Raw genomic sequence first — 22747 nt, 5'->3', positions numbered from 1 at the left:
CATTTATGTTTAAATTACATTTTGCGGAAACTCAAGTATTCTTAAGGATTGTAAAAAAACTGACACAAGGGAGACAGTGAGAAAATAAATGTATTTTATAAATATGAAAAACAGGCAAAAAATACTTTATTAAATCTCTGGTTTCGTGTATGATATGTTTAAGTATGTAAAAATAAATTTCAGGAGGAAATACTGTGAAAGAAAGTAGATGAGAGCCAATAAATGGCGTACTTTAACAAGCTGTCTTATGGCAGCCTAAAAAAATGTATTGCTATAAAGTGTTAAGAAGCTAATTGCGATTCGGAAATGATCCCTTCGCTGATAAGTAGTTTCTTAGCCTGTTTGATTGCCTTTTCCTTCTGTTTTTCTTTTAGAGGTTCAGGCATATCAATCTTGTATAAGTCGGTCGGATTCCACGTTTCGCCAGCAGACAGCATTTGGTAGATGGCGGTGAGTATCATCCGGGCGATAGCAATGATGGCACGTTTTTTACCACGACGTTTCATAATGCGTTCATACTTTTTCTTGTAGTAAGGAGACTTATCAGATTTCACGGCTGCATGAGCGACTTGTACTAATGCAGGTTTGAGGTAGACACCGGCACGTGTTATCCTGACAGATTTTTTCTTACCAGCAGATTCATTGTTGCCGGGAGTCAGTCCTGCCCAACAACAGAGGCGTTTGGAATTGGAAAACGGAGTCATATCGGTACCAATCTCGGAGATAACAGTAATTGCACTGTTACGGTCAACACCCGGAATGGTACACAGTAACTGGACAGCATTTTCGTAAGGAGCAATCAAAGAATCCAGCATAGTGTCTATATCATTGATCGTAGATGTGATATAATCCAGATGTGCGCGGACGAGGCGCATACGGTATTTTTGGGAATCAGTCATCTGATACCCTTCGATGGATTCAATGACACTGTCAGACTTCTTCTTTAGGGAACGGAGAAGTCTGGAAGCTATTTCTTCGTGGTTGATGGAATTGTCGGATTGTTCGATCAGGTAGTCAATAACAGATGTAGCTGATTTCCCAAAGATATCGGAAACAACCGAATCTAATGCGACATTACAGACAGTAAGCGCATTCTGATATCTGTTCTTTTCGCTGGTACGACAGGAAATCAGCTTGTAACGATATCTTGTGAATTCACGCAAGATACGGATTGGTTTACAAGGGATATAGCTTCCTGGAACCAGACCTAATCGAAACAAATCTCCAATCCATTTGGAATCTTTCGTATCATCCTTGTTACCTTTGACAGCTTTTACCCATTTGGGGTTGGCAATAGTGACGTTGATATCGTCCTCCAAAAGATTGAATACAGGAACCCAGTATTTACCGGTAGATTCCATACAGACATCCCGACATTGGTTTTCAATTAGCCAATTTTTGAATTGCAGGATAGAATTGTTGAAAGTGGAGAAACGCTTCTTTTGGTAAGAAGGTTCTACTCCGGAAGTGGTTTTAATAATTGTGGCGACGAGAAAAGATTTGTGAACATCGACGCCACAGCAGGTTTGATAAACAACTTTCATAGCCAAAAACTCCTTTCAATGTAAAATAAAAGAAGCCATTGACTGTTCCATCACACAATTAACGAAGAAGTTAAAACAATTCTTACTGTACGGTCTTACAGAGCCACTTATTTGTGCTTGAAAGATGGAACTTACACTGATTTTTATGCTGTCTAAAACGAAGAAAGTCTTTACGACTCGCCTCCCCGTGCTTTGTAGTATAGCTTCTTTAACAATTATTTTATCAGTAACGTGGAGAATTAAAAGACTTTCATTACTATTTGTGCCGCCGACTTGGCGGCGGAATGGAGATTTTTATGATTAATAAACTGATTGAAAAAATTAAAAAAACAAATGCTCCTATCGTAGTGGGGCTGGATCCGATGCTGAATTACATCCCAAAGCATATCCAGGATAATGCATTTGCAGAATTTGGCGAGACACTGGAGGGCGCTGCGGAGGCAATCTGGCAGTTTAATAAGGCGATTGTGGATTCTACCTGTGAGCTGATCCCGGCAGTAAAACCTCAGATCGCCATGTATGAGCAGTTCGGGATCCCGGGACTTCAGGCGTATAAAAAAACAGTAGACTATTGTAAGGAAAAAGATCTTGTAGTGATCGGAGATATTAAAAGAGGAGATATCGGCTCTACTTCTGCAGCATACGCAGTGGGACATCTGGGACATGTTCAGGTGGGCTCCAAAAGCTATGCCGGCTTTGATGAGGATTTTGCAACTGTGAATCCGTATCTCGGATCTGACGGCGTAAAACCGTTTATTGACGTATGTAAAGAAGAAAATAAAGGACTCTTTATTCTTGTAAAAACATCAAATCCTTCCAGTGGAGAGTTCCAGGATCGTCTAATCGACGGACGTCCTCTCTATGAGTGGGTAGGCGAAAAGGTTGCTCAGTGGGGCGAGGATCATATGGGCAATGGATACAGCTATGTGGGAGCTGTTGTAGGCGCAACCTATCCGGAAATGGGAAAAGTTCTCCGTAAACTTATGCCGAAAACCTTTATCCTTGTGCCGGGCTACGGCGCTCAGGGCGGCAGAGGAAAAGATCTGGTTCATTTCTTTAATGAGGACGGCCTGGGTGCCATTGTAAACTCCTCAAGAGGAATTATTGCGGCTTATAAACAGGAAGCTTACGCAGAATTTGGTGAAAAGAACTTTGCAGACGCATCCAGACAGGCAGTAAAAGATATGATCGCTGATATCAGCGGAGCTCTGGAAGGCCGCAAATAATCAGGACCAACTGATTCAGGAGGAAAGAGATGAGCAAAAAGACAAAAGAAAGCTTAAAGATTGTAAGCCAGGAAAGAATCGGGAAAGATATTTACAGCATGTGGCTCCAGGCAGACCATATGGCTGCGGAGGCGAAGCCGGGCCAGTTTCTTTCACTTTATACGCGGGATGGAAGCAAGCTGCTTCCCCGCCCCATCAGTATCTGTGAAATTGACAGAGAAAACGGAAGAATCCGTCTTGTTTATCGGGTAACAGGAAAGAACACAGGAACAGAGGCCTTTTCCAGACTCCATGCAGGCGTTCCCGTAGAGGTTCTGGGACCGCTGGGAAATGGTTTTTCTCTTCATGAAGCAGAGGGAAAACGCGTATTTCTCATGGGCGGAGGAATTGGTATTCCTCCTATGCTTCAGACTGCAAAAGAGCTGAACGGACAGAAAATAGCAATCCTCGGTTACAGAGATGAGCTGTTTCTGAATGATGAGTTTCAGGCGTATGCAGATGTCTGTGTTGCCACTGAAGACGGAAGCGCCGGTACAAAGGGAAATGTTATGGATGCCATCAGAGAGAATGCTCTGGAAGCAGATGTGATTTTTGCCTGCGGACCCACACCTATGCTTCGGGCAATCAAAGCCTATGCGGAGGAAAAAAATATTCCATGCTGGATTTCTATGGAAGAACGTATGGCTTGCGGCGTTGGGGCCTGTCTTGCCTGTGTGTGCAAATCAAAGGAGATCGACAGCCATTCCCATGTACACAATAAACGCATCTGCAAAGACGGTCCTGTATTTTTGAGCACGGAGGTGGAGTTATGATAAAGACAGCCGTTACACTGGCAGGAGTAGAACTGAAGAATCCTGTTATGACAGCCTCCGGAACCTTCGGCTCAGGAGCGGAGTACAGCGAATTTGTAGATCTGAATAAACTGGGCGCTGTAGTAACAAAAGGAGTGGCAAACGTACCGTGGCCGGGAAATCCCACGCCTCGTGTGGCAGAAACAGCCTCCGGTATGCTGAATGCCATTGGCCTTCAGAATCCGGGAATTGATGTATTCTGTGAAAGGGATATTCCGTTCCTTAAAAAATATGACACAAAGATCATTGTAAATGTGTGCGGAAAAAGCACAGAAGACTACTGTGAAGTAGTAGAGCGTCTGGGAAATGAACCGGTAGATCTTCTGGAAATCAATGTATCCTGCCCAAACGTAAAAGAAGGCGGAATTGCTTTCGGACAGGATCCAAAGGCTCTGGAAGCCATTACAAAAGAAGTTAAAAAATATGCAAAGCAGCCGATCATCATGAAGCTCAGCCCTAATGTGACAGACATCACGGAAATGGCAAAAGCAGCGGAGGCCGGAGGCGCAGATATTCTTTCTCTTATCAATACTCTGACAGGAATGAAGATCGATATCTATAAAAAAACATTTGCTCTGGCAAATAAAACCGGCGGAATGTCAGGCCCGGCTGTAAAACCTGTGGCTGTCCGCATGGTATACCAGGTAGCTCAGGCAGTGAAGCTTCCCATTATTGGAATGGGCGGAATCTCCACTGCAGAGGATGCGCTGGAATTTATTCTTGCAGGTGCAAGTGCAGTGTCTGTGGGAACTGCAAATTTCTTTAATCCTTATGCTGCGGAAGAAGTAGTCCGGGGAATTGAGGACTATATGAAATCCCAGAAGACAGAGGATATCTGTCAGCTGATCGGCGCGGTAAAATAGTTTTTTGATAAGGGCTGCTGTAAAGCATATCCGGAAATGTTCCGGGTATATATTTACAGCGGACCTTTTTTTAGGGAGAAATTATGAAAAAAGATATGACAAGCGATATGACAGTAGGGAACCCGGTGAAGCTGATCATCTGGTTTATGATACCAATGTTCCTTGGCAATGTGTTTCAGCAGTTTTATAATATTGCAGACTCTATTGTTGCCGGTCAGTTTATCGGCGTAGATGCGCTGGCAGCCATTGGAAGCACCGGTTCTCTGATGTTTCTTGTAACAGGATGGCTCAATGGAATGAGCAGCGGTTTTGCCATTATTGTTTCCCAGATGTTCGGGGCAAAGAAATACGATGATATGCGCCATTATGTGGCAATGTCTGTGTACCTGATGTTTGGGATCACTGCAGTGATGACGGTGGGGCTTCTTGCGTTTAATGAGCCGATCCTTCGCCTGATGAATTCTCCGGAGGAGCTGATGGGAGATGTAAAGGCGTATATGGGGATCATCTATGCGGGACTGATTGTCACCGCAGCCTATAATGCTCTGGCAGCCTTCCTGCGCGCACTGGGAGATTCAAAATCTCCGCTTTATTTCCTGATCATTTCAGCAGCTATCAATGTGGTGCTGGACGTGGTATTTATCAAGTTCCTGGGAATGGGTGTGGAAGGCTGCGCTTATGCTACAGTTATTGCCCAGGCGGTTTCAGCAGTATGCTGCATGGTTTACATTATAAAGAAGTATCCGATCCTTCATCTGGAAAAGAAAAACTTTGCGTTTCGCAGGGGGAGCTTTGCCAAGCTTCTGAATCTGGGTATTCCCATGGCCCTGCAGTTTTCCATTACAGCCATTGGAACTATTATTGTGCAGGGAGCAGTGAATGTTTACGGCGCTGTTTATATGGCGGGATTTTCTGCTGCGGGAAAGATTCAGAACATTATTACCATGGTGGCTGTTTCCATAGGGGCAACCATTGCGACCTATGTGGGACAGAACCGGGGGGCAGGACGCATGGACCGTGTACGGGCAGGTGTGAAATATTCCTGGATCATGCTTCTTATATGGGCTGTTATCGAGATGGTTGTAATGTACTTTGGCGGCAGATATTTTACCTATCTGTTTATTGATCCTTCAGAGACAGCGGTGGTGGAGGTTTCAGTAACCTATTTCCGTACTGTATTCTGGGCATACCCGTTCCTCTGTACAATTTTCCTTTTCCGAAATGCTCTTCAGGGAATGGGGTATGGGCTGGTTCCTATGCTTGGCGGAATTTTTGAACTGGTAGCCAGAACTGCTATCGTTCTTCTTGTTGCAGGAAAAACCAGCTTTGCAGGAATCTGTATGGCAGATCCGGCAGCATGGATCGCTGCCCTGATTCCTCTGATCCCATACTATTATTATGTAATGAAAAAATATAAAAAACAGACTGTGGCGCCCCTTTCATCCATTGATTGAAAAAAAACAGCAGATATGCTAAAATAAAACAGATATATTATGGAAAAAATGAAAAGGGCTTGCCCGTAAATACGGAGGTTGAAAAATATGGAACAGTATAAACAGGAATTTATTCAGTTCATGGTAGACAGCAAGGTTCTGAAATTCGGTGAATTTACACTGAAAAGCGGAAGAAAATCCCCATTTTTTATGAATGCAGGGGGATATGTAACAGGATCTCAGTTAAAAAAACTGGGAGAATACTATGCAAGAGCCATTCATGACAAATATGGAGACGATTTTGACGTATTATTCGGACCTGCATACAAAGGAATCCCGTTAAGCGTTGTGACAGCGATTGCCTACAGCGAGCTTTATGGAAAAGAAGTACGCTACTGCTCTGACCGAAAAGAAGAAAAAGACCACGGCGCAGATAAAGGAAGCTTTCTTGGAAGTACTCTGAAGGACGGAGACAGAGTTGTTATGATCGAGGACGTAACCACTTCCGGAAAATCCATGGAGGAGACTGTGCCTAAGGTAAAAGGAGCGGCAGACGTGGAGATCGTTGGTCTTATGGTTTCTCTGAATCGTATGGAAGTAGGAAAGGGCGGAGAAAAATGCGCTCTTGATGAAGTGAAGGATCTGTACGGCTTTGACACTGCGGCTATTGTGGACATGGCAGAGGTGACAGAGTATCTTTATAACAAAGAGGTAAACGGACAGGTGATCATCGATGATACTCTGAAGGCAGCCATTGATGACTATTATCGTCAGTACGGAGTGAAATAGGAGGTTCGTCGTGAACGAAAAGATTTATAAAACAATGACAAGAACAGGGGCCTGCAGTCTGGCAGTAGGCATTGTTACCCTGGTGACAGGCGCCGCAGCCGGTATCCTTATGATCATCAGCGGAGCGAGACTTTTAAAGAGAAAGTCAGATATTCTGATCTGACGGTGAGCTGTGAGTAACAGGGCAAAACAAAAAATCCGGCAGATAGGAATGGTTCTTTTTGTGCTGTATGTGCTGCTTCTGATCTACTTTCTGTTTTTTTCTGAGGGATACGGACGGATTGCGGAGGAGGAGCGCATATACAGATACAACCTGAAACCCTTTGTGGAGATCCGGAGATTCTGGATGTACCGGGAACAGGTTGGCTTGTCTGCTTTTTTTATGAATATTTTCGGGAATGTGATCGGATTCATTCCCCTGGGATTTATCCTGCCGGTCATCAGCCGGAGATGGCGCAGCGGATTCCTGATCGTTCTGTCCGGGTTCAGTCTGAGTCTGTGTGTGGAAACGATTCAGCTTGTAACAAGAGTGGGCTGCTTTGATGTGGATGATCTGATTTTAAATACTGCAGGCGCGGCAGCAGGATATGTGCTGTTTGCAGTCTGTAATTACCTGAGGAGAAGGCATTATGGCGAAAAGATATAGATACTCATTTGTAAAAACAAAAGAAGCAGAAAAGGGAAAGCTGTCAGTGGGTCTGGCAGCTGCTTCCCTTATTTTGTTTCTGGCAGCAGTTCTGACTGCTTTTGCACTTAACGGCGCCTATGGATTTATTGTAGGAGGTATCTGTCTTTTTGCAACAATGCTTTCTGTCTATGGATTCATTATGGGACTTTTGAGTTTTTCAGAGGAAAAGCGTACGCATCGTACCAGTATTGTGGGTTCTATTCTGAATGGAATCATCATGGTGGGATGGCTGGGCTTTTTTTTAATGGGAGTGTAAAAAATGGAACGTTTAGAGAAACAGATGCAGTTTATCATAGAGGTGGACAAAGTAAAAAATATTTTTCGGCAGACGTATCTTGCAGATGGAAACCGTAAAGAAAATGATGCGGAGCATTCCTGGCATCTTGCGCTGATGGCAGTTCTTCTGAAGGAATATTCCAATGAAGAGGTCAGCCTGGAAAAGGTGGTTCCCATGGTGCTGATCCATGATCTTGTGGAAATTGACGCAGGAGATACCTATGCCTATGACGAGGCCGGAGCGGCAACCAAGGAGATCAGAGAGAGGAAGGCTGCGGAACGGATCTTTGGACTGCTTCCGGAGGATCAGAGAAGCTGGTTCCGGCAGCTTTGGGAAGAGTTTGAAGCATATGAGACACCGGAGGCAAAATTTGCCCATGTGCTTGATAACTGTCAGCCGCTTCTTTTAAACGACGCTTCCGGAGGAAGAAGCTGGGCGGAGCACGGCGTGAAAAAAAGCCAGATTTACAAAAGGAATCAGCATACTTCAGAGGGTTCCGGGGAAATCTGGGAGTATATGAAGAAACTGGTAGACAAGCATATCCGTCTGGGAAATGTGATCGATGAGTAAAGGCGGAGTTGATTTTTGAAAGGAGATGACAGTTTGGACGAATTACTGATGGAGCGATTTGCCCTTGCTGAAGAACGGATTGCAGAAATCTGTACAGAAAAGGAAATAAAAGAGCCCTTTGAGGAATTTTTTCAGAGAACAGCAGAGTTTCTTAAAAAAACGGGGAAGATTCTGAAAAGAGAACAGGAAAAACTTTCCCTGGAAGAGCTGAAGGCGGAAAATACTGCGTTGTATGAAGAACTTTTTCCGGAAAATTATGAGACTTCCTATGGAAATCCTGCTTATGCAACAGAAAAGCTGGGGGAATACGGTCAGAGCTTCTGCTTTCTGTATGCGGAGCTAAGAGGTACCATAGTCTTTGCATATGAGAAAAAATGGTGGGATTATCTTGTGTGCGCAGAGCTGTTTCTGGAGATTCATTCTGCTTTTTGTGAAGAAGAACTTCCTGCTCCGAAAACAGTGGAAGATATCCTCCGTTCCTATGTAAATGATTACTGTCAGGACATGATGGAGCAGAGAATTGCTGAGGGTGTTGACCCGGAGCTGGATTTTGCCACAAAGATCATTATGGAGTCAGATCTTGAGGATCTGAGGTATCTTTACCGCTATGGCGAATACGTATCCGGAAATGAGACCGGTGTGGCTCTTTTCCTGAACAGTCTTTCTCAGGAAAAAATTGATGATATGGCGCGTACCTATACAGAAGGATATCGCATCGGATTTATTAATACAAGAAAAGACCTTACAAAAAAGAAAACCGTAAATATCCGCTATAATCTGGGATTTGAGCGGATAGTTCGGGCGGCAGTCCTTCAGTTTCGGGAAATGGGACTAAAGCCTGTGATCTATCGTCATGCGGCTCATGTGATCAATAAAAGAGGGGCATCCCGTGTAGGATATATGGGCGGAAATCCCAACCCTCAGTATGATTATGACCACAGACAGGACTGCGCTCTGTTCCTTGACAGCGACTTTGTAAAAAGGAAACTCCGCTCCATGCAGAACGCCTATGACAAGTACAGAGATCTGGCAGAAGTCCACGGCGGCCCTGCATGTATTGAAACCTTTGGAGAGGAGCCTTTTTCTCCGGTGTCCAAGCCGGAAGCCCTGAGCTTAAGCGAAGCTCAGCAGAAGCTTCAGGTGGAGCTTGACAATGAATCCGGTCAGATTGTCAACCGCTATATCAAAGGAGATGAGAGAAGCTTTACCATTATCGCCTATCCGGTGCCGGAGATCGGAGGAAACTTCCCGGAGATTTTTGATGAGATCGTAAAGATCAATACACTGGACTATAAGCTTTATGAAAAAATCCAGCAGACGATCATTGAAACTCTGGATACCTGCGAGTGGGTGGAGATCAAAGGACAGAACGGCAATGAAACAGATCTTATCATTCATCTTCATACACTGGAGGATATCAAAAAACAGACAAACTTTGAAAACTGTGTGGCAGATGTGAATATCCCGGTAGGCGAGGTGTTTACTTCTCCGGTTCTGGCAGGCACAGGCGGAGTCCTCCATGTAAAAAAAGTGTATCTGAACGGACTGCAGTTTAAGGATCTGAAGCTTGTATTTGACTGCGGTCAGGTGATCGATTATTCCTGCAGTAACTTTGAGACGGAAGAGGAAAACCGCGCTTATATTGAGGACAATATCCTTCACCATCATGTGAAGCTTCCAATGGGAGAGTTTGCCATCGGAACAAATACCACAGCCTATGTGGCTGCAGAAAAATACGGGATCGCAGACAAGCTGCCCATTCTGATCGCAGAAAAAATGGGTCCTCATTTTGCAGTGGGCGATACCTGTTACAGCTGGGCTGAGGATATTGCAGTATATAATCCGGACGGAAGAGAGATCATTGCCAGAGACAATGAGATATCCAGCCTCAGAAAAGAGGATATCAGCCTTGCGTACTATGGATGCCATACAGATATTACCATTCCTTACGAAGAGCTTGGAAGTATCTGCGTGATCGATGATGAAGGAGAAGGACGTTCCATTATTGAAAAAGGACGTTTTGTACTTCCTGGTACAGAGGAACTGAACCGCCCTTTTGAGAAATAAAGAGAATGCGGAAGGAAGAAATTCCGAAATATACAAAAACAGTTTGTTTGCCAAAATATTTCTTTTATGGAATTTTATTGACACAAAAATAGAATCTTAGTAGAATCAACCTGGAACAGATTGAAAATTAAGGAGGCCTACCAATGAAAAAAGTTGGAATTGTAATGGGAAGCGATTCAGACATGCCGGTTATGAGCAAAGCAGCGGCAATTCTTGACAAGCTGGGAGTGGAGTATGAGATGAAGATCATCTCCGCGCACAGAGAACCGGATGTATTTTTTGACTATGCAAAGAGTGCAGAGGAAAGAGGATTTAAGGTGATTATTGCAGGTGCGGGAATGGCAGCTCATCTGCCGGGAATGTGCGCGGCGATTTTCCCCATGCCGGTAATCGGTATTCCGATGCATACTACCTCTCTGGGAGGACGTGACTCTCTTTATTCCATCGTACAGATGCCGTCCGGAATCCCGGTTGCTACGGTTGCCATCAATGGCGGCGCAAACGCAGGACTTCTGGCAGCAAAAATTCTGGCAACCTCAGATCCTGAGCTTCTTGCGAAACTGAAAGAATACAGCCAGGAGCTGAAAGAGCAGGTAGAAGCCAAGGACGCAAGACTGCAGGAAGTAGGCTATCAGAATTATTAATAAAAAATAAAAGTAAATACTGGGAGGATATTATGGATTACAAGAACGCAGGTGTTGATATAGAAGCAGGCTATAAGTCAGTGGAGCTTATGAAAAAGCACATTGCAAAAACAATGAGACCCGAGGTTTTAGGCGGAATCGGTGGATTTTCCGGAGCGTTTTCCATGAGTGCATTTAAAGATATGGAGGAGCCTACTCTTGTTTCTGGAACAGACGGATGCGGAACAAAGGTAAAGCTTGCCATGGTTATGGACAAGCATGACACCATTGGAATCGATGCAGTGGCAATGTGCGTCAACGATATTGCCTGCGCAGGGGCAGAGCCTCTGTTTTTCCTGGATTATATTGCATGCGGCAAGAATTATCCGGAAAAGATCGCAGAGATCGTAGGCGGTGTGGCAGAAGGCTGCGCACAGTCCGGAGCAGCTCTGATCGGCGGAGAAACAGCCGAGCATCCGGGACTTATGCAGGAGGATGAGTACGACCTTGCGGGATTCGCAGTAGGCGTGATCGATAAAAAAGATCTTCTTACAGGGGAAGAGCTGGAAGCCGGTGACGTTCTGATCGGTATGGCGTCTACAGGTGTTCACAGCAATGGATTTTCTCTGGTGCGTAAGGTATTCGATATGACAAGAGAGTCTCTGGACACTTATTATGATGAACTGGGAACAACTCTGGGCGAGGCTCTTCTTGCCCCGACCAGAATTTATGTAAAAGCTCTGAAGAGCGTGAAAGAAGCGGGCGTGCGCATCCATGCATGCAGCCATATCACAGGCGGCGGTTTCTACGAAAATGTTCCGCGTATGCTGAAAGAGGGCACAAGAGCAGTGATCGAAAAAGACAGCTATCCGGTTCTTCCGATCTTTAAGCTTCTTGCAGAAAAAGGAAACATTGAAGAAAAAATGATGTACAATACCTACAACATGGGTCTTGGAATGGTTCTTGCAGTAAAACCGGAAGACGTGGACAAAACAATGGAAGCGATCCGCAAAGCAGGAGATACTCCATATGTGGTAGGACGTATCGAAGCCGGCGAAAAGGGTGTGGATTTATGTTAAGACTTGGCATTCTGGTATCCGGAGGGGGCACGAATCTTCAGGCCATTCTGGATGCGCTGGATCAGGGAGTGATCACCAATGCCGCTGTTTCAGTGGTGATCAGTAATAACTCCGGTGCCTATGCTCTGAAAAGAGCAGAGGACCGGGGGATCCCGGCTGTTTGTATTTCTCCGAAATGCTATGACAGCAGAGAGGAATTCCATAAAGCTCTTCTGGCGGAGCTTCAGAAAAACCAGATAGATCTTGTTGTTCTTGCAGGTTATCTGGTTGCGGTTCCTCCAATGATCGTGGAGGCATATCCAAACCGTATCATTAATATCCATCCTTCTCTGATCCCGTCTTTCTGCGGAACAGGGTTTTATGGACTGCGCGTCCATGAGGGAGTTCTGAACAGAGGCGTAAAAATAACCGGAGCCACTGTGCATTTTGTAGATACAGGCACAGATACCGGTCCGATCATCCTTCAGAAGGCAGTTGAGGTACAGCAGGGAGATACTCCGGAAGTACTTCAGCGCCGAGTAATGGAAGAGGCAGAATGGAAGATCCTTCCGGAAGCTATTGACCTGATTGCAAACGGAAAGGTCAGTGTTCAGGACGGAAAGGTTCAGATCAGCAGATAAGGAGGAAATACCTGATGAATATACTGATTGTAGGAAGCGGCGGAAGAGAACATGCAATTGCATGGAGCGTGGCAAAAAGCCCGAAAGCTGACAAAATTTACTGCGCACCCGGCAATGCGGGAATTTCCCAGTATGCAGAGTGCGTAAATATCGGAGCTATGGAATTTGAGAAACTGGCGGATTTTGCCCAGGAACATAGCATAGATCTGACGATCATTGGAATGGACGACCCGCTGGTAGGAGGCGTTGTAGACGTATTTGAAGAGCGCGGTCTGAAGGTGTTTGGCCCACGTAAAAATGCGGCTATTCTGGAAGGCTCCAAGGCGTTTTCCAAGGATCTTATGAAAAAATATAATATTCCCACTGCCGGATATGAGAATTTTGAGGATTCTGAAAAGGCTCTGGAATATCTTCGTACACAGGCAAAATTCCCTGTTGTTCTCAAAGCGGACGGACTTGCTCTTGGAAAGGGCGTTCTGATCTGCAATGATCTCGCTGAGGCGGAAGCCGGAGTAAAGGAGATCATGGAGGACAAAAAGTTCGGAAGCGCCGGAAATACTATGGTCATTGAAGAATTTATGACAGGAAGAGAAGTCTCTGTGCTTTCTTTTGTTGACGGAAAGACCATCCGTACCATGACTTCCGCTCAGGATCACAAACGCGCCATGGACGGAGACCAGGGACTGAATACAGGCGGAATGGGTACCTTTTCTCCAAGTCCGTTTTATACGGAAGAGGTAGATGAATTCTGCCGGAAATATATTTATCAGCCCACAGTCGATGCTATGGCGGCTGAGGGACGTCCTTTTGTGGGAATTATTTTCTTTGGCCTGATGCTGACTCCGGACGGACCCAAGGTTCTGGAATATAATGCCCGTTTCGGTGATCCGGAAGCACAGGTAGTGCTGCCCAGAATGAAAACAGATATCCTTGAGGTAATGGAGGCCTGTGTAAACGGGACTCTGGATCAGACAGAACTTGAATTTGAGGATAATGCGGCAGTCTGCGTGGTTCTTGCCAGCGAAGGCTATCCGGTAAAATACGAAAAAGGCATTCCCATGTCCGGATTTGAGAAGTTTGAGGACAAAGAAGGATATTATTGCTTCCATGCGGGAACAAAGCTGGAAAACGGTCAGATCGTCACAAACGGAGGACGTGTTGTGGGAATTACTGCCAAGGGCAAAGACCTGAAGGAAGCAAGAAAGAACGCATATGAGGCGACCGAATGGATTCAGTTTGCCAACAAATATATGCGCCATGATATTGGAAAAGCCATTGATGAGGCGTAAGGAGGAAACAACGTGTATTGTGTAAAAAAGATAACAGAGGATATGTACTGGATCGGCGCCAGCGACAGAAGACTGGAGCTGTTTGAGAACGTATATCCGATCCCAAAAGGAGTTTCCTATAATTCCTATGTGATCCTGGATGAAAAAACCGTTCTTCTTGATACAGTAGATCATTCTGTGTGCTCACAGTTCCTTGAGAATCTGGAGCATGTACTGGACGGCCGTACTCTGGATTATATTATTGTGAATCACATGGAGCCGGATCACTGCGCTTCTCTTGCAGAAGTTGTGATCCGTTATCCGGAAGTGAAATTTGTGGGAAATGCAAAGACATTTACCATGATGAAACAGTTTTTTGATTTTGACGTAGATAACCGCGCAGTTGTGATCAAAGAGGGAGATACCATTTCCACAGGAAAACACACCCTTGCATTTGCCATGATCCCAATGGTTCACTGGCCGGAGGCTATGGTAACTTATGATGCTTATGATAAAGTTCTTTACAGTGCAGACGCCTTTGGAACCTTTGGCGCGCTGAACGGAAATATTTTTGCAGACGAGCTGAACTTTGAGGCAGAGTGGCTGGAAGAAGCCAGAAGATATCTTACTAACATTGTAGGTAAATACGGAGCTCAGGTTCAGTCTGCCCTGAAAAAAGCAGCAGCTCTTGATATTGAAATGATCTGCCCGCTTCACGGCCCGGTATGGAGAGAAAATCTGGGCTGGTTTATTGATAAATATCAGAAATGGAGCACCTACACACCGGAGGATCACGCGGTTCTTATTGTGTATGCTTCTATTTACGGAAATACAGAGAGCGCAGTGAATGTTCTGGCCGGGAAGATTTCTGATGCAGGAGAAAAGAACATTGCAATGTATGATGTGTCCAAAACAGATCCGTCCTATATTCTGGCAGAAGCATTCCGCTGTGACAGGATCGTATTTGCCTGTCCTACTTACAATGCAGGACTTTTCCCGAAAATGGAAACCCTTCTTTCAGAATTGAAAGCGCATAATTTCCAGAACCGTAAAGTGGCTGTGATCGAAAACGGTACCTGGGCAATTTCTGCAGGAAAACAGATGAAAGAGATTCTTTCTTCTATGAAAAACATGGAGATTTATGACAATACTCTTACTGTGAAATCTTCTCTGAAGAGGGATCAGATGGAGGAACTTGACGGAATCGTAGAATTCCTGATGAAATAAAAAGGAGTATCTGTTCCTCTGTGCCCCCCGGGGCCGGAGACAGACAATGGAAAGGACAACAAGAATGGGAATAAGTGTAGTAGACGCAGTGAAGGAAATTCAGGCCAGAGACAGCATCTTTGTGGCATATTCTCAGGTGACAAAGCTTCCTTATGTGACCTGCGCAGAAGAGACTTATAATGATCAGGCATGGTTTTTTGCCGAGGAAGAGACACTGAAGGAGTTTGGCAAAAAGAAGCTGGATGATAAAATCCTGCTTATGGGAATGAAATATGAGAAAAAGGATTTCCCGAGAATGTACGGCCTTCTTTACGCTGTTGGTGTAAATTCCCTGGTGTGGAATAACGGAAGTGAAGAGATTGAAGTGGATCTTGACAAAATTGTGCGTCAGCCGGATCTCAGCAAGGTCGAGCCGGAAAAAAGACCTCTGATCAACGCAACGCTTCAGCTTTCCGGTATTTATTTTATGCAGGAGCTGCGCCGTCCGGTAAAACCGGAGGAACACAAAAATATCCGGGAACTGGAAGAAGAGCTGATCGCAAATCTGAGAAAATCAGAATTCCTTGTTGCCATGGACCGCAGTGAGGAGGATCCGGCAAAGGTAAATATTCCGTATCTGAAAAATAAAGAAGGAAAAATTCTTCAGCCTGTTTTTTCAGATGTGCTGGAATACGAAAAATTTGCCAGAGGCAAAAAGCTGAGGATTGCAAAAATACCTTTTGTGAAGCTTGCTGATATTATGATCCAGCAGGCGGAGGCGCTTGTTATCAATCCAATGGGATTTAATCTGATTTTAAACAGAGAACAGTTAAAAAAGATCATCGGTTAAATGTAATGCAGAAAGAGGCGGCTGTGAGGCTGCCTCTTTTCAACTGTGGAAAAGACACGGAAAATAACTGTTTTCAAAATATGCGAGATGTGCTAGTATATGTGTAACACGATACGAGGAGGCTTGAATATGGTCATAGAAATAGATTTTAACAGTGACGAGGCCATCTATGTTCAGCTGATGAACCAGATCATCCTTGGGATCGCTACATCAAGACTTCAGGAGGGAGATACTCTGCCTTCTGTGAGACAGATGGCAGATACCATAGGCATTAATATGCATACAGTCAATAAAGCCTATACACTTCTGAAACAGGAGGGGTTTGTGTCCATTGACAGAAGAAGAGGCGCTGTGGTGGCCATTGATGTAGATAAGATAAAAGCTCTGGAGGAAATGAAACAGAATCTTGTGGTAGCGCTGGCAAAGGGCTGCTGCAAGGAGGTTTCCAGACAGGAAGTACATCAGCTGATTGATGAGATTTTTGACGATTACGATCTGTAAAGGATCAGAAACGAGGAGGAATTTATGCAGGAAAAGTTTACCAGACAGGCTGTAAATGCTCTAAAGCTTGCCAGAAGCACGGTACAGTCCTGTAAGCATACGTATATAGGCACAGAACATATTCTGGTGGGACTTTTAAAGGAAAAGGAGGGAACTGCGGGAAGAATTCTGGAAGAATTCGGTGTGGAGCAGGAAAGGCTTCAGGAGCTGATCGGGAATCTGATCGCTCCTTCGGAAGTTCTGACCATGGAAAGAGTGCCGGAGTACAGTCCAAGGGCTCAGAGGCTTCTTGACAATGCCGGAAAAGAGGCTCAGATGCGGAGGGCGGATCAGGCAGGCACTGAACATATACTTCTTGCCATGCTGAAGGAAACAGAGTCCGTTGCCACAAGACTTCTGTATACAATGGGAGTCAATATCCAGAAACTGTATGCGGCAGTTCTGGCTGCTATGGGCTGCGATCAGGAAGCTATTGCGGAGGAGATGCAGGCATCCAGGAATCTGAAGGATAAAAAAGGAACAGGAACTCCTTTTCTTGATCAGTACAGCCGGGATCTTACAGCAATGGCTGCTGATGGAAAGCTGGACCCTGTTGTGGGAAGAGACAGGGAGATCGGACGGCTGATCCAGATTCTGAGCCGCAGAACAAAAAATAATCCATGTCTGGTTGGAGAACCGGGAGTGGGAAAAACTGCTATTGTAGAAGGTCTGGCCCAGAAAATTGTGTCCGGAATGGTTCCGGATACTGTAAAAGAGAAACGCGTGGTAGTGCTGGATCTTTCCGGAATGGTAGCAGGCAGTAAATACAGAGGAGAATTTGAAGAGCGCATCAAAAATGTAGTAAATGAAGTGCGGGAAGACAGAGGAATCCTTCTTTTTATTGATGAACTTCATACGATTATCGGCGCAGGAGGCGCGGAGGGCGCCCTGGATGCATCTAATATCCTGAAGCCGTCTCTGTCCAGAGGAGAGATTCAGCTGATCGGAGCTACCACTCTGGAGGAATACAGGAAATATATTGAAAAGGATGCGGCTCTGGAACGGCGTTTCCAGCCGGTAACTGTAGAGGAACCCTCAGAGGCGGAAGCTTTGGAGATTCTGAAAGGGCTTCGTCCTTACTATGAAAAGCACCACAGAGTCAGTATTGAGGACAGCGCTCTGGAGGCGGCAGTGCAGATGTCTGTCCGTTACATCAATGACCGTTTTCTTCCGGATAAGGCCATTGATATTATCGACGAGGCAGCAGCAAAAGTGCGCCTGAAAAGTTACCGGACAGCAACAAAGACAGATGGCCTTGAAAATATGCTGAAAGAGCTGCTGGAAGAGAAAGAGGAAGCCATCCGCCAGGCAGACCTTGAAAAAGCCAGAGAGATTCAGAGCCGCCAGAGGGAAGTGGAACAGGAAATTAAAAAATACCGCGCCAGAGAAGAACGGAAAAGTCAGAAGAAGAGTCTTACAGTAACAGAAGCTTCCGTGGCGGATATTGTTTCCGACTGGACCAAGGTACCTGTACAGAAGCTGACAGAAAGTGAATCAAAGAGGCTGGCTCATCTGGAGGGGATTCTCCATAAACGGGTGATCGGCCAGGAGGAGGCTGTAAAAGCAGTTGCCCAGGCGGTGAAACGCGGACGGGTAGGTCTGAAGGACCCCGGACGTCCCATTGGGTCTTTCCTGTTTCTGGGACCTACAGGCGTAGGAAAAACAGAGCTTTCCAAGGCGCTTGCAGAGGCTGTATTCGGAAGCGAGCAGGCTATGATCCGCGTAGATATGTCGGAGTACATGGAAAAGCACAGCGTCTCAAAAATGATCGGTTCTCCGCCGGGATATGTGGGATATGACGAGGGAGGACAGCTCAGCGAAAAGGTGCGCAGAAATCCTTACAGTGTAATCCTTTTTGACGAAATCGAAAAAGCCCATCCGGATGTATTTAATATTTTACTTCAGGTACTGGATGACGGACATATTACAGACGCTCATGGACGGAAAGTGGATTTTAAGCAGACCATCGTCATCATGACCTCCAATGCGGGAGCTCAGGCTATTATTGAGCCAAAAAAACTTGGATTTATGTCAGGTGATAATGAGAAACAGGATTATGAGCGGATGAAATCAAATGTAATGGAAGAAGTGCGCCGCCTGTTTAAACCGGAGTTTTTGAATCGTATTGACGAGATCATGGTATTCCATACTCTCAATAAAGAGCACATCCGTAAAATTGTGGGGCTTCTTCTTAAAAATCTGGAAAAACGGTGTGAGGAGCAGATGGATATACGGCTGAAGATCAGCGATTCTGCCAGGGATTATCTGGCAGAGGCGGGATTTGACAGCAAGTATGGAGCAAGACCTCTCCGCCGGGCAATACAGACAAAGCTGGAGGACAGTCTTGCAAATGAAATTCTGGAGGGAAGAATCCGAAAAGGCGATACGGTAAAGGTTCAGCTTCATCAGAAACAGCTTCGGTTTATTCCTGTTCCTGCAGAAAAAGCAGACAAAAAGTAAATATAAAAAAGATATTAAATCTTGGTTAGGATACTGTTCAAAAAATTGTGAAAATGTTATAATAAGAATAATCAGCAGGAAAGGAACGAAGCTTCCTTTTGCCTGATTATTCAGTATCAGGATACATGATTCTGAAGGGTTATTCTATATCCAAAGATAATACAACAGAGAATCTCAGGGAGGACATAAGATCATGGCAGTAGTAAAAGAACTGATTCGTACAGAGGAAAACGGAAGCATCAGCTTTGGTAATTATGAGCTGGCTCAGAAATCCAAAGTATCAGATTTTCAGCATCAGGGGGATGTTTATAAAGTAAAAACGTTTCATGAGATCACCAAGCTGGAAAGAAATGGTATGTTTGTTTACGAATCTGTACCGGGAACTGCAGTTTATAATCTTTTGCAGGACGGTTCAACCATGAGCTTTCAGGTAGAAGGTGCAGAGGATGCACAGATTACCGTAGAAATGGAGGCTGACACAGAGTACGATATTACCATTAACGGCGCAGATGCAGGTACAATGAAAACAAATCTTGGAGGCAAGCTTTCTTTCAGCGCTGAGCTGGGTGATGCTGTGGCAGAAGTGAAGATCAAAAAATGCTAAAAAATAAAAAAGTTGTTTATTTTTGTCAGGAATGCGGATATGAGTCTTCTAAATGGATGGGCCAGTGCCCGGGCTGCAAAGCCTGGAACACCTTTGTAGAAGAGGCTGTTTCCACAAAAAAAACGTCGTCTTCCGGCAGCCGGACTATGGCACAGGGGCAGAGACCGGAGCCTGTAAAACTAAAAGATATACGGATTTCAGAGGATGAAAGACGGCTGACAAAGATTGGAGAGCTTGACAGAGTACTCGGGGGCGGTATCGTTCCCGGGTCTCTTGTTCTGGTGGGTGGAGATCCGGGAATCGGAAAGTCCACCCTTCTTTTGCAGGTATGCAGAAATCTGTCTCTGTCAGGAAGCTCAGTGCTTTATATTTCCGGGGAGGAGTCTTTGCGTCAGATCCGTCTCAGAGCCAACCGGATCGGAGAATTTAATGAAAATCTGCAGATATTCTGTGAGACGAATCTGGAAACCATCCGGGAAGTAATTGAGAGAAAGAAGCCGGACATGGTGGTTATTGACTCTATTCAGACTATGTTTCACGAGGATATCAGTTCTGCGCCGGGCAGTGTTTCTCAGGTCAGGGAATCCACGAATATACTGATGCAGATCGCCAAAGGACTTGGGATTTCTATTTTTATTGTAGGTCACGTGACAAAAGAAGGAAACGTAGCAGGTCCCAGAGTTCTGGAACATATGGTAGATACAGTGCTTTATTTTGAAGGTGACCGTCATGCGTCTTATCGGATCCTCCGGGCTGTAAAAAACCGTTTCGGTTCTACCAATGAGATCGGTGTATTTGAAATGCGGGGAACCGGTCTTGAGGAGGTTAAAAATCCCTCGGAATTTATGCTGAACGGAAAGCCTAACGGCACTTCCGGTTCTATTGTAGCCTGCTCCATGGAAGGAACAAGGCCTATTCTTGTGGAAATTCAGGCTCTAGTGTGTCAGAGCAATTTTGGCATTCCAAGAAGAACGGCAGTGGGAACGGATTTTAACAGAGTGAATCTTCTTATGGCTGTTCTTGAGAAAAAAGTGGGGATTCATCTGGCTTCCTGTGATGCCTATGTAAATATCGCAGGAGGAATGAAGATGACAGAGCCTGCCATTGACCTGGGGATTTCCCTTGCAGTGGTATCAAGCTGCAAAGATATTGTGATTCCGGATTCAGTTCTTGCTTTTGGGGAAGTGGGCCTAAGCGGAGAAGTCCGGGCAGTCAGTATGGCCGCCCAGCGTGTGTCGGAAGCGAAAAAACTGGGATTTACCACAGTAATCCTTCCCAAGGTATGCCAGTCCTCTATGGAAAAAACAGAAGGTATGAATCTGGTTTATGTAGAATGGATACAGGATGCCATCAGGTACATCATGAAAGGCTGAGGGGAAGGAAAATGATAAAACTGGAAGCAGTGATTTTTGACATGGACGGTGTGATCTTCGATTCGGAAACCCTTGTGATCCGTACATGGAAGCAGGTTGCGGATAAATATGGAATACCGGATGTGGAAAAGGTATGCATGCAGTGTTTGGGCACCAACCATGAAGCAACCGTAAAAATATTTCAGAAACATTATGGACAGGATTTTCCTTATGAAATTTATAAAAAGGAAATGGCTGCTCTCTTTCATGAGCAGGCAGCAGATGGAAGGCTTCCGAAAAAACGGGGAGTCTGTGAGCTGCTGGAGTTTTTAAAGACTTCCGGTATTAAAACGGGCCTTGCTACGTCTACCAGGGAAGAAGTAGTAAAGCGGGAGCTTTCGGAAGGCGGTCTTTTACAGTACTTTGACGTGATTGTTTGCGGAGATATGGTAAAGAGAAGCAAACCGGAGCCGGACATTTATCTGGAAGCCTGCGCAAGACTTTGTTTAAAGCCGGAAAACTGTTATGGAATAGAAGATTCTTATAATGGGATCCGTGCGGTAAAGGCAGCAGGGATGCATCCGATTATGGTGCCTGATCTTGCGAAGCCTACAGAAGAAATGGAAAGACTTTCGGAATGTATTCTGCCGTCACTGCATGAAGTGAAGAAATACTTGGAAAATAAGTAAATATACAAGTCTTTGTAAAAGTATTTGGAAATTATTTGGAGCCTGTTATGGCAGCCAAAATAATATCTGAATACTTTTTGCTTTAAGATGTAAACTGTCATAGAGAATAGCCTTGTAATTGTTTCTGATTGTATTTGCCCGTTCTTGAGTCTGCTTATTGGATTTACAAATAAATAGAGAAGAATTTTGCGAACATTTTTAAATTGGCTCATTTACAGGAATTATAATATTTTTGGCAGAGAGGAACAAAATTGTGAAAGAGAATAAGTATGATGAACAAAAATTTTTTATGAAATACAGTGAAATGGAGCGCTCAAAAAAAGGGTTGCAGGGAGCCGGAGAGTGGATGGAATTACAGAAAATTCTACCGGATTTTAAAGATAAAAAAGTTCTGGATTTAGGCTGTGGATATGGGTGGCATTGTAAGTATGCGGCAGATCAGGGAGCAAGTTCTGTTTTGGGAACAGACATCTCTCATAAAATGCTGGAAACAGTGAAGCGGAAAAACAGTGATGACCGGATTACATATCAATGCAGCGCAATGGAAGATTTGGAATTTCCGGCAGAAACATTTGACATTGTGATCAGTTCTTTGGCATTTCATTATGTGAAAGAGTACGAACAATTAATGAAACGTATAGTCATGTGGCTGAAACAGGGAGGAGAACTTGTTTTTTCTGTGGAGCATCCTGTGTTCACCTCCTATGGAACACAGGACTGGTATTATAATGCTGATGGAAATATTCTTCATTTTCCTGTGGACAATTATTATTATGAGGGGGAAAGGAATGCAGTATTTCTGGGGGAGAAGGTTACAAAATATCATAGAACTATGACTACGTATATAAACAGCTTACTGGAAAATGGATTCATGCTAGAACATTTTGTGGAACCGAAGCCTCCAAAGGAGATGATGAATCTGAAAGGAATGAAAGATGAAATGAGGCGGCCGATAATGTTTCTTATATCAGCAAGGAAAAAGTAGAAAACCGTCATTTGCTTAGAAATTATTTGGAAACTATAAAAAAGCAGATTGAAAAGGTTGCAAAGGTTCTGTTTCCCTTAATGGTAATACAGTGAAACACATCTTTTTATTTTTTGTATTATTTGAAAAAAACAGTTGACAGAGGCGGAAGAAAGTGGTAAAT

23 protein-coding genes are annotated in these 22747 nt (G+C 44.6%); 22 read left to right on the top strand and 1 reads right to left on the bottom strand.

What is annotated here, in order from left to right:
* Positions 1-281 precede the first annotated feature (281 nt).
* Complete coding sequence (locus QVP40_RS00130) at positions 282-1544, bottom strand: IS110 family transposase (RefSeq protein WP_022066483.1); 1263 nt, start codon at positions 1542-1544, stop codon at positions 282-284.
* A 296-nt stretch (positions 1545-1840) separates the two neighbouring features.
* On the opposite strand from QVP40_RS00130, the gene pyrF reads away from it, so the two are divergent.
* The 22 genes from pyrF to QVP40_RS00020 all read left to right on the top strand — a co-directional run bounded on the left by pyrF (position 1841) and on the right by QVP40_RS00020 (position 22584).
* On the top strand, positions 1841-2770 hold the full coding sequence (gene pyrF, locus QVP40_RS00125) for an orotidine-5'-phosphate decarboxylase (RefSeq protein ID WP_022066482.1): 930 nt from the start codon (positions 1841-1843) through the stop codon (positions 2768-2770).
* 29 nt (positions 2771-2799) lie between these two features.
* Positions 2800-3582 carry a dihydroorotate dehydrogenase electron transfer subunit gene (locus tag QVP40_RS00120; protein ID WP_022066481.1) on the top strand — a complete coding sequence of 261 codons (783 nt, stop codon included), beginning with the start codon at positions 2800-2802 and terminating at the stop codon, positions 3580-3582.
* A complete protein-coding gene (locus QVP40_RS00115; protein ID WP_022066480.1) occupies positions 3579-4484 on the top strand; it encodes a dihydroorotate dehydrogenase in 906 nt (301 codons plus the stop codon). The genes QVP40_RS00120 and QVP40_RS00115 overlap by 4 nt, the downstream gene beginning before the upstream one ends.
* 83 nt (positions 4485-4567) lie before the next feature.
* Entirely contained in the window at positions 4568-5938 is a 1371-nt protein-coding gene (locus tag QVP40_RS00110) for an MATE family efflux transporter (RefSeq protein WP_022066479.1), read from the top strand.
* 87 nt (positions 5939-6025) lie between these two features.
* On the top strand, positions 6026-6706 hold the full coding sequence (pyrE, locus tag QVP40_RS00105) for an orotate phosphoribosyltransferase (RefSeq protein ID WP_022066478.1): 681 nt from the start codon (positions 6026-6028) through the stop codon (positions 6704-6706).
* Positions 6707-6716: 10 nt separating this feature from the next.
* Positions 6717-6869, top strand: coding sequence for a hypothetical protein (locus QVP40_RS00100; RefSeq protein WP_022066477.1), 153 nt, complete (start codon positions 6717-6719; stop codon positions 6867-6869).
* Between the two features lie 48 nt (positions 6870-6917).
* Positions 6918-7352: a VanZ family protein gene (locus QVP40_RS00095; RefSeq protein ID WP_022066476.1), complete on the top strand. Its 435-nt coding sequence runs from the start codon at positions 6918-6920 to the stop codon at positions 7350-7352.
* The gene (locus tag QVP40_RS00090) at positions 7336-7650 is read left to right on the top strand and encodes a hypothetical protein (protein ID WP_022066475.1); all 315 of its coding nucleotides are present in this window, start codon (positions 7336-7338) and stop codon (positions 7648-7650) included. The genes QVP40_RS00095 and QVP40_RS00090 overlap by 17 nt, the downstream gene beginning before the upstream one ends.
* Positions 7651-7653: 3 nt before the next feature.
* Positions 7654-8241 (top strand): HD domain-containing protein, encoded by a 588-nt coding sequence (locus QVP40_RS00085; RefSeq protein ID WP_022066474.1) that lies wholly within the window; start codon positions 7654-7656, stop codon positions 8239-8241.
* A 48-nt stretch (positions 8242-8289) separates the two neighbouring features.
* The gene (locus QVP40_RS00080) at positions 8290-10308 is read left to right on the top strand and encodes an aminopeptidase (RefSeq protein ID WP_288200028.1); all 2019 of its coding nucleotides are present in this window, start codon (positions 8290-8292) and stop codon (positions 10306-10308) included.
* 143 nt (positions 10309-10451) lie between these two features.
* Positions 10452-10952 carry a 5-(carboxyamino)imidazole ribonucleotide mutase gene (gene purE, locus QVP40_RS00075; protein WP_022066472.1) on the top strand — a complete coding sequence of 167 codons (501 nt, stop codon included), beginning with the start codon at positions 10452-10454 and terminating at the stop codon, positions 10950-10952.
* 32 nt (positions 10953-10984) lie between these two features.
* On the top strand, positions 10985-12010 hold the full coding sequence (gene purM / locus QVP40_RS00070) for a phosphoribosylformylglycinamidine cyclo-ligase (RefSeq protein ID WP_022066471.1): 1026 nt from the start codon (positions 10985-10987) through the stop codon (positions 12008-12010).
* On the top strand, positions 12004-12630 hold the full coding sequence (gene purN, locus QVP40_RS00065) for a phosphoribosylglycinamide formyltransferase (protein ID WP_022066470.1): 627 nt from the start codon (positions 12004-12006) through the stop codon (positions 12628-12630). The genes purM and purN overlap by 7 nt, the downstream gene beginning before the upstream one ends.
* Positions 12631-12644: 14 nt before the next feature.
* Positions 12645-13919 (top strand): phosphoribosylamine--glycine ligase, encoded by a 1275-nt coding sequence (gene purD / locus QVP40_RS00060; RefSeq protein WP_022066469.1) that lies wholly within the window; start codon positions 12645-12647, stop codon positions 13917-13919.
* 12 nt (positions 13920-13931) lie between these two features.
* On the top strand, positions 13932-15125 hold the full coding sequence (locus QVP40_RS00055; protein ID WP_022066468.1) for an FprA family A-type flavoprotein: 1194 nt from the start codon (positions 13932-13934) through the stop codon (positions 15123-15125).
* A 46-nt stretch (positions 15126-15171) separates the two neighbouring features.
* On the top strand, positions 15172-15954 hold the full coding sequence (locus QVP40_RS00050) for an SseB family protein (RefSeq protein ID WP_022066467.1): 783 nt from the start codon (positions 15172-15174) through the stop codon (positions 15952-15954).
* A 129-nt stretch (positions 15955-16083) separates the two neighbouring features.
* Complete coding sequence (locus tag QVP40_RS00045) at positions 16084-16455, top strand: GntR family transcriptional regulator (RefSeq protein ID WP_022066466.1); 372 nt, start codon at positions 16084-16086, stop codon at positions 16453-16455.
* A gap of 24 nt (positions 16456-16479) precedes the next feature.
* Positions 16480-18954, top strand: a complete 2475-nt coding sequence (locus QVP40_RS00040) for an ATP-dependent Clp protease ATP-binding subunit (protein ID WP_022066465.1) — start codon at positions 16480-16482, stop codon at positions 18952-18954.
* A gap of 193 nt (positions 18955-19147) precedes the next feature.
* Positions 19148-19558, top strand: coding sequence for a hypothetical protein (locus QVP40_RS00035; RefSeq protein WP_022066464.1), 411 nt, complete (start codon positions 19148-19150; stop codon positions 19556-19558).
* Positions 19552-20931 (top strand): DNA repair protein RadA, encoded by a 1380-nt coding sequence (gene radA / locus QVP40_RS00030; RefSeq protein WP_022066463.1) that lies wholly within the window; start codon positions 19552-19554, stop codon positions 20929-20931. The genes QVP40_RS00035 and radA overlap by 7 nt, the downstream gene beginning before the upstream one ends.
* A gap of 11 nt (positions 20932-20942) precedes the next feature.
* Positions 20943-21599, top strand: a complete 657-nt coding sequence (locus tag QVP40_RS00025; protein WP_022066462.1) for an HAD family hydrolase — start codon at positions 20943-20945, stop codon at positions 21597-21599.
* A gap of 253 nt (positions 21600-21852) precedes the next feature.
* On the top strand, positions 21853-22584 hold the full coding sequence (locus QVP40_RS00020) for a class I SAM-dependent methyltransferase (protein ID WP_022066461.1): 732 nt from the start codon (positions 21853-21855) through the stop codon (positions 22582-22584).
* Positions 22585-22747: the final 163 nt, after the last annotated feature.

The organism is Blautia sp. CAG:257 (assembly GCF_000433815.1).
In the GTDB taxonomy this organism is placed as follows: Bacteria; Bacillota; Clostridia; order Lachnospirales; family Lachnospiraceae; genus Blautia_A; species Blautia_A caecimuris.
This window is presented reverse-complemented; position numbering and strand designations above follow the sequence as displayed.

Excerpts from the sequence above, each read along its gene's own strand:
- QVP40_RS00025 (WP_022066462.1), top strand. The coding sequence starts at position 20,943 with ATGATAAAACTGGAAGCAGTGATTTTTGACATGGACGGTGTGATCTTC.
- QVP40_RS00045 (WP_022066466.1), top strand. The coding sequence starts at position 16,084 with ATGGTCATAGAAATAGATTTTAACAGTGACGAGGCCATCTATGTTCAG.
- purM (WP_022066471.1), top strand. The coding sequence starts at position 10,985 with ATGGATTACAAGAACGCAGGTGTTGATATAGAAGCAGGCTATAAGTCA.
- QVP40_RS00120 (WP_022066481.1), top strand. The coding sequence starts at position 2,800 with ATGAGCAAAAAGACAAAAGAAAGCTTAAAGATTGTAAGCCAGGAAAGA.
- QVP40_RS00130 (WP_022066483.1), bottom strand. The coding sequence starts at position 1,544 with ATGAAAGTTGTTTATCAAACCTGCTGTGGCGTCGATGTTCACAAATCT.
- QVP40_RS00035 (WP_022066464.1), top strand. The coding sequence starts at position 19,148 with ATGGCAGTAGTAAAAGAACTGATTCGTACAGAGGAAAACGGAAGCATC.
- QVP40_RS00095 (WP_022066476.1), top strand. The coding sequence starts at position 6,918 with ATGGTTCTTTTTGTGCTGTATGTGCTGCTTCTGATCTACTTTCTGTTT.
- QVP40_RS00040 (WP_022066465.1), top strand. The coding sequence starts at position 16,480 with ATGCAGGAAAAGTTTACCAGACAGGCTGTAAATGCTCTAAAGCTTGCC.
- purE (WP_022066472.1), top strand. The coding sequence starts at position 10,452 with ATGAAAAAAGTTGGAATTGTAATGGGAAGCGATTCAGACATGCCGGTT.
- QVP40_RS00115 (WP_022066480.1), top strand. The coding sequence starts at position 3,579 with ATGATAAAGACAGCCGTTACACTGGCAGGAGTAGAACTGAAGAATCCT.
- pyrE (WP_022066478.1), top strand. The coding sequence starts at position 6,026 with ATGGAACAGTATAAACAGGAATTTATTCAGTTCATGGTAGACAGCAAG.
- QVP40_RS00110 (WP_022066479.1), top strand. The coding sequence starts at position 4,568 with ATGAAAAAAGATATGACAAGCGATATGACAGTAGGGAACCCGGTGAAG.
- QVP40_RS00050 (WP_022066467.1), top strand. The coding sequence starts at position 15,172 with ATGGAAAGGACAACAAGAATGGGAATAAGTGTAGTAGACGCAGTGAAG.
- purN (WP_022066470.1), top strand. The coding sequence starts at position 12,004 with ATGTTAAGACTTGGCATTCTGGTATCCGGAGGGGGCACGAATCTTCAG.
- purD (WP_022066469.1), top strand. The coding sequence starts at position 12,645 with ATGAATATACTGATTGTAGGAAGCGGCGGAAGAGAACATGCAATTGCA.
- pyrF (WP_022066482.1), top strand. The coding sequence starts at position 1,841 with ATGATTAATAAACTGATTGAAAAAATTAAAAAAACAAATGCTCCTATC.
- QVP40_RS00080 (WP_288200028.1), top strand. The coding sequence starts at position 8,290 with ATGGAGCGATTTGCCCTTGCTGAAGAACGGATTGCAGAAATCTGTACA.
- QVP40_RS00090 (WP_022066475.1), top strand. The coding sequence starts at position 7,336 with ATGGCGAAAAGATATAGATACTCATTTGTAAAAACAAAAGAAGCAGAA.
- QVP40_RS00085 (WP_022066474.1), top strand. The coding sequence starts at position 7,654 with ATGGAACGTTTAGAGAAACAGATGCAGTTTATCATAGAGGTGGACAAA.
- radA (WP_022066463.1), top strand. The coding sequence starts at position 19,552 with ATGCTAAAAAATAAAAAAGTTGTTTATTTTTGTCAGGAATGCGGATAT.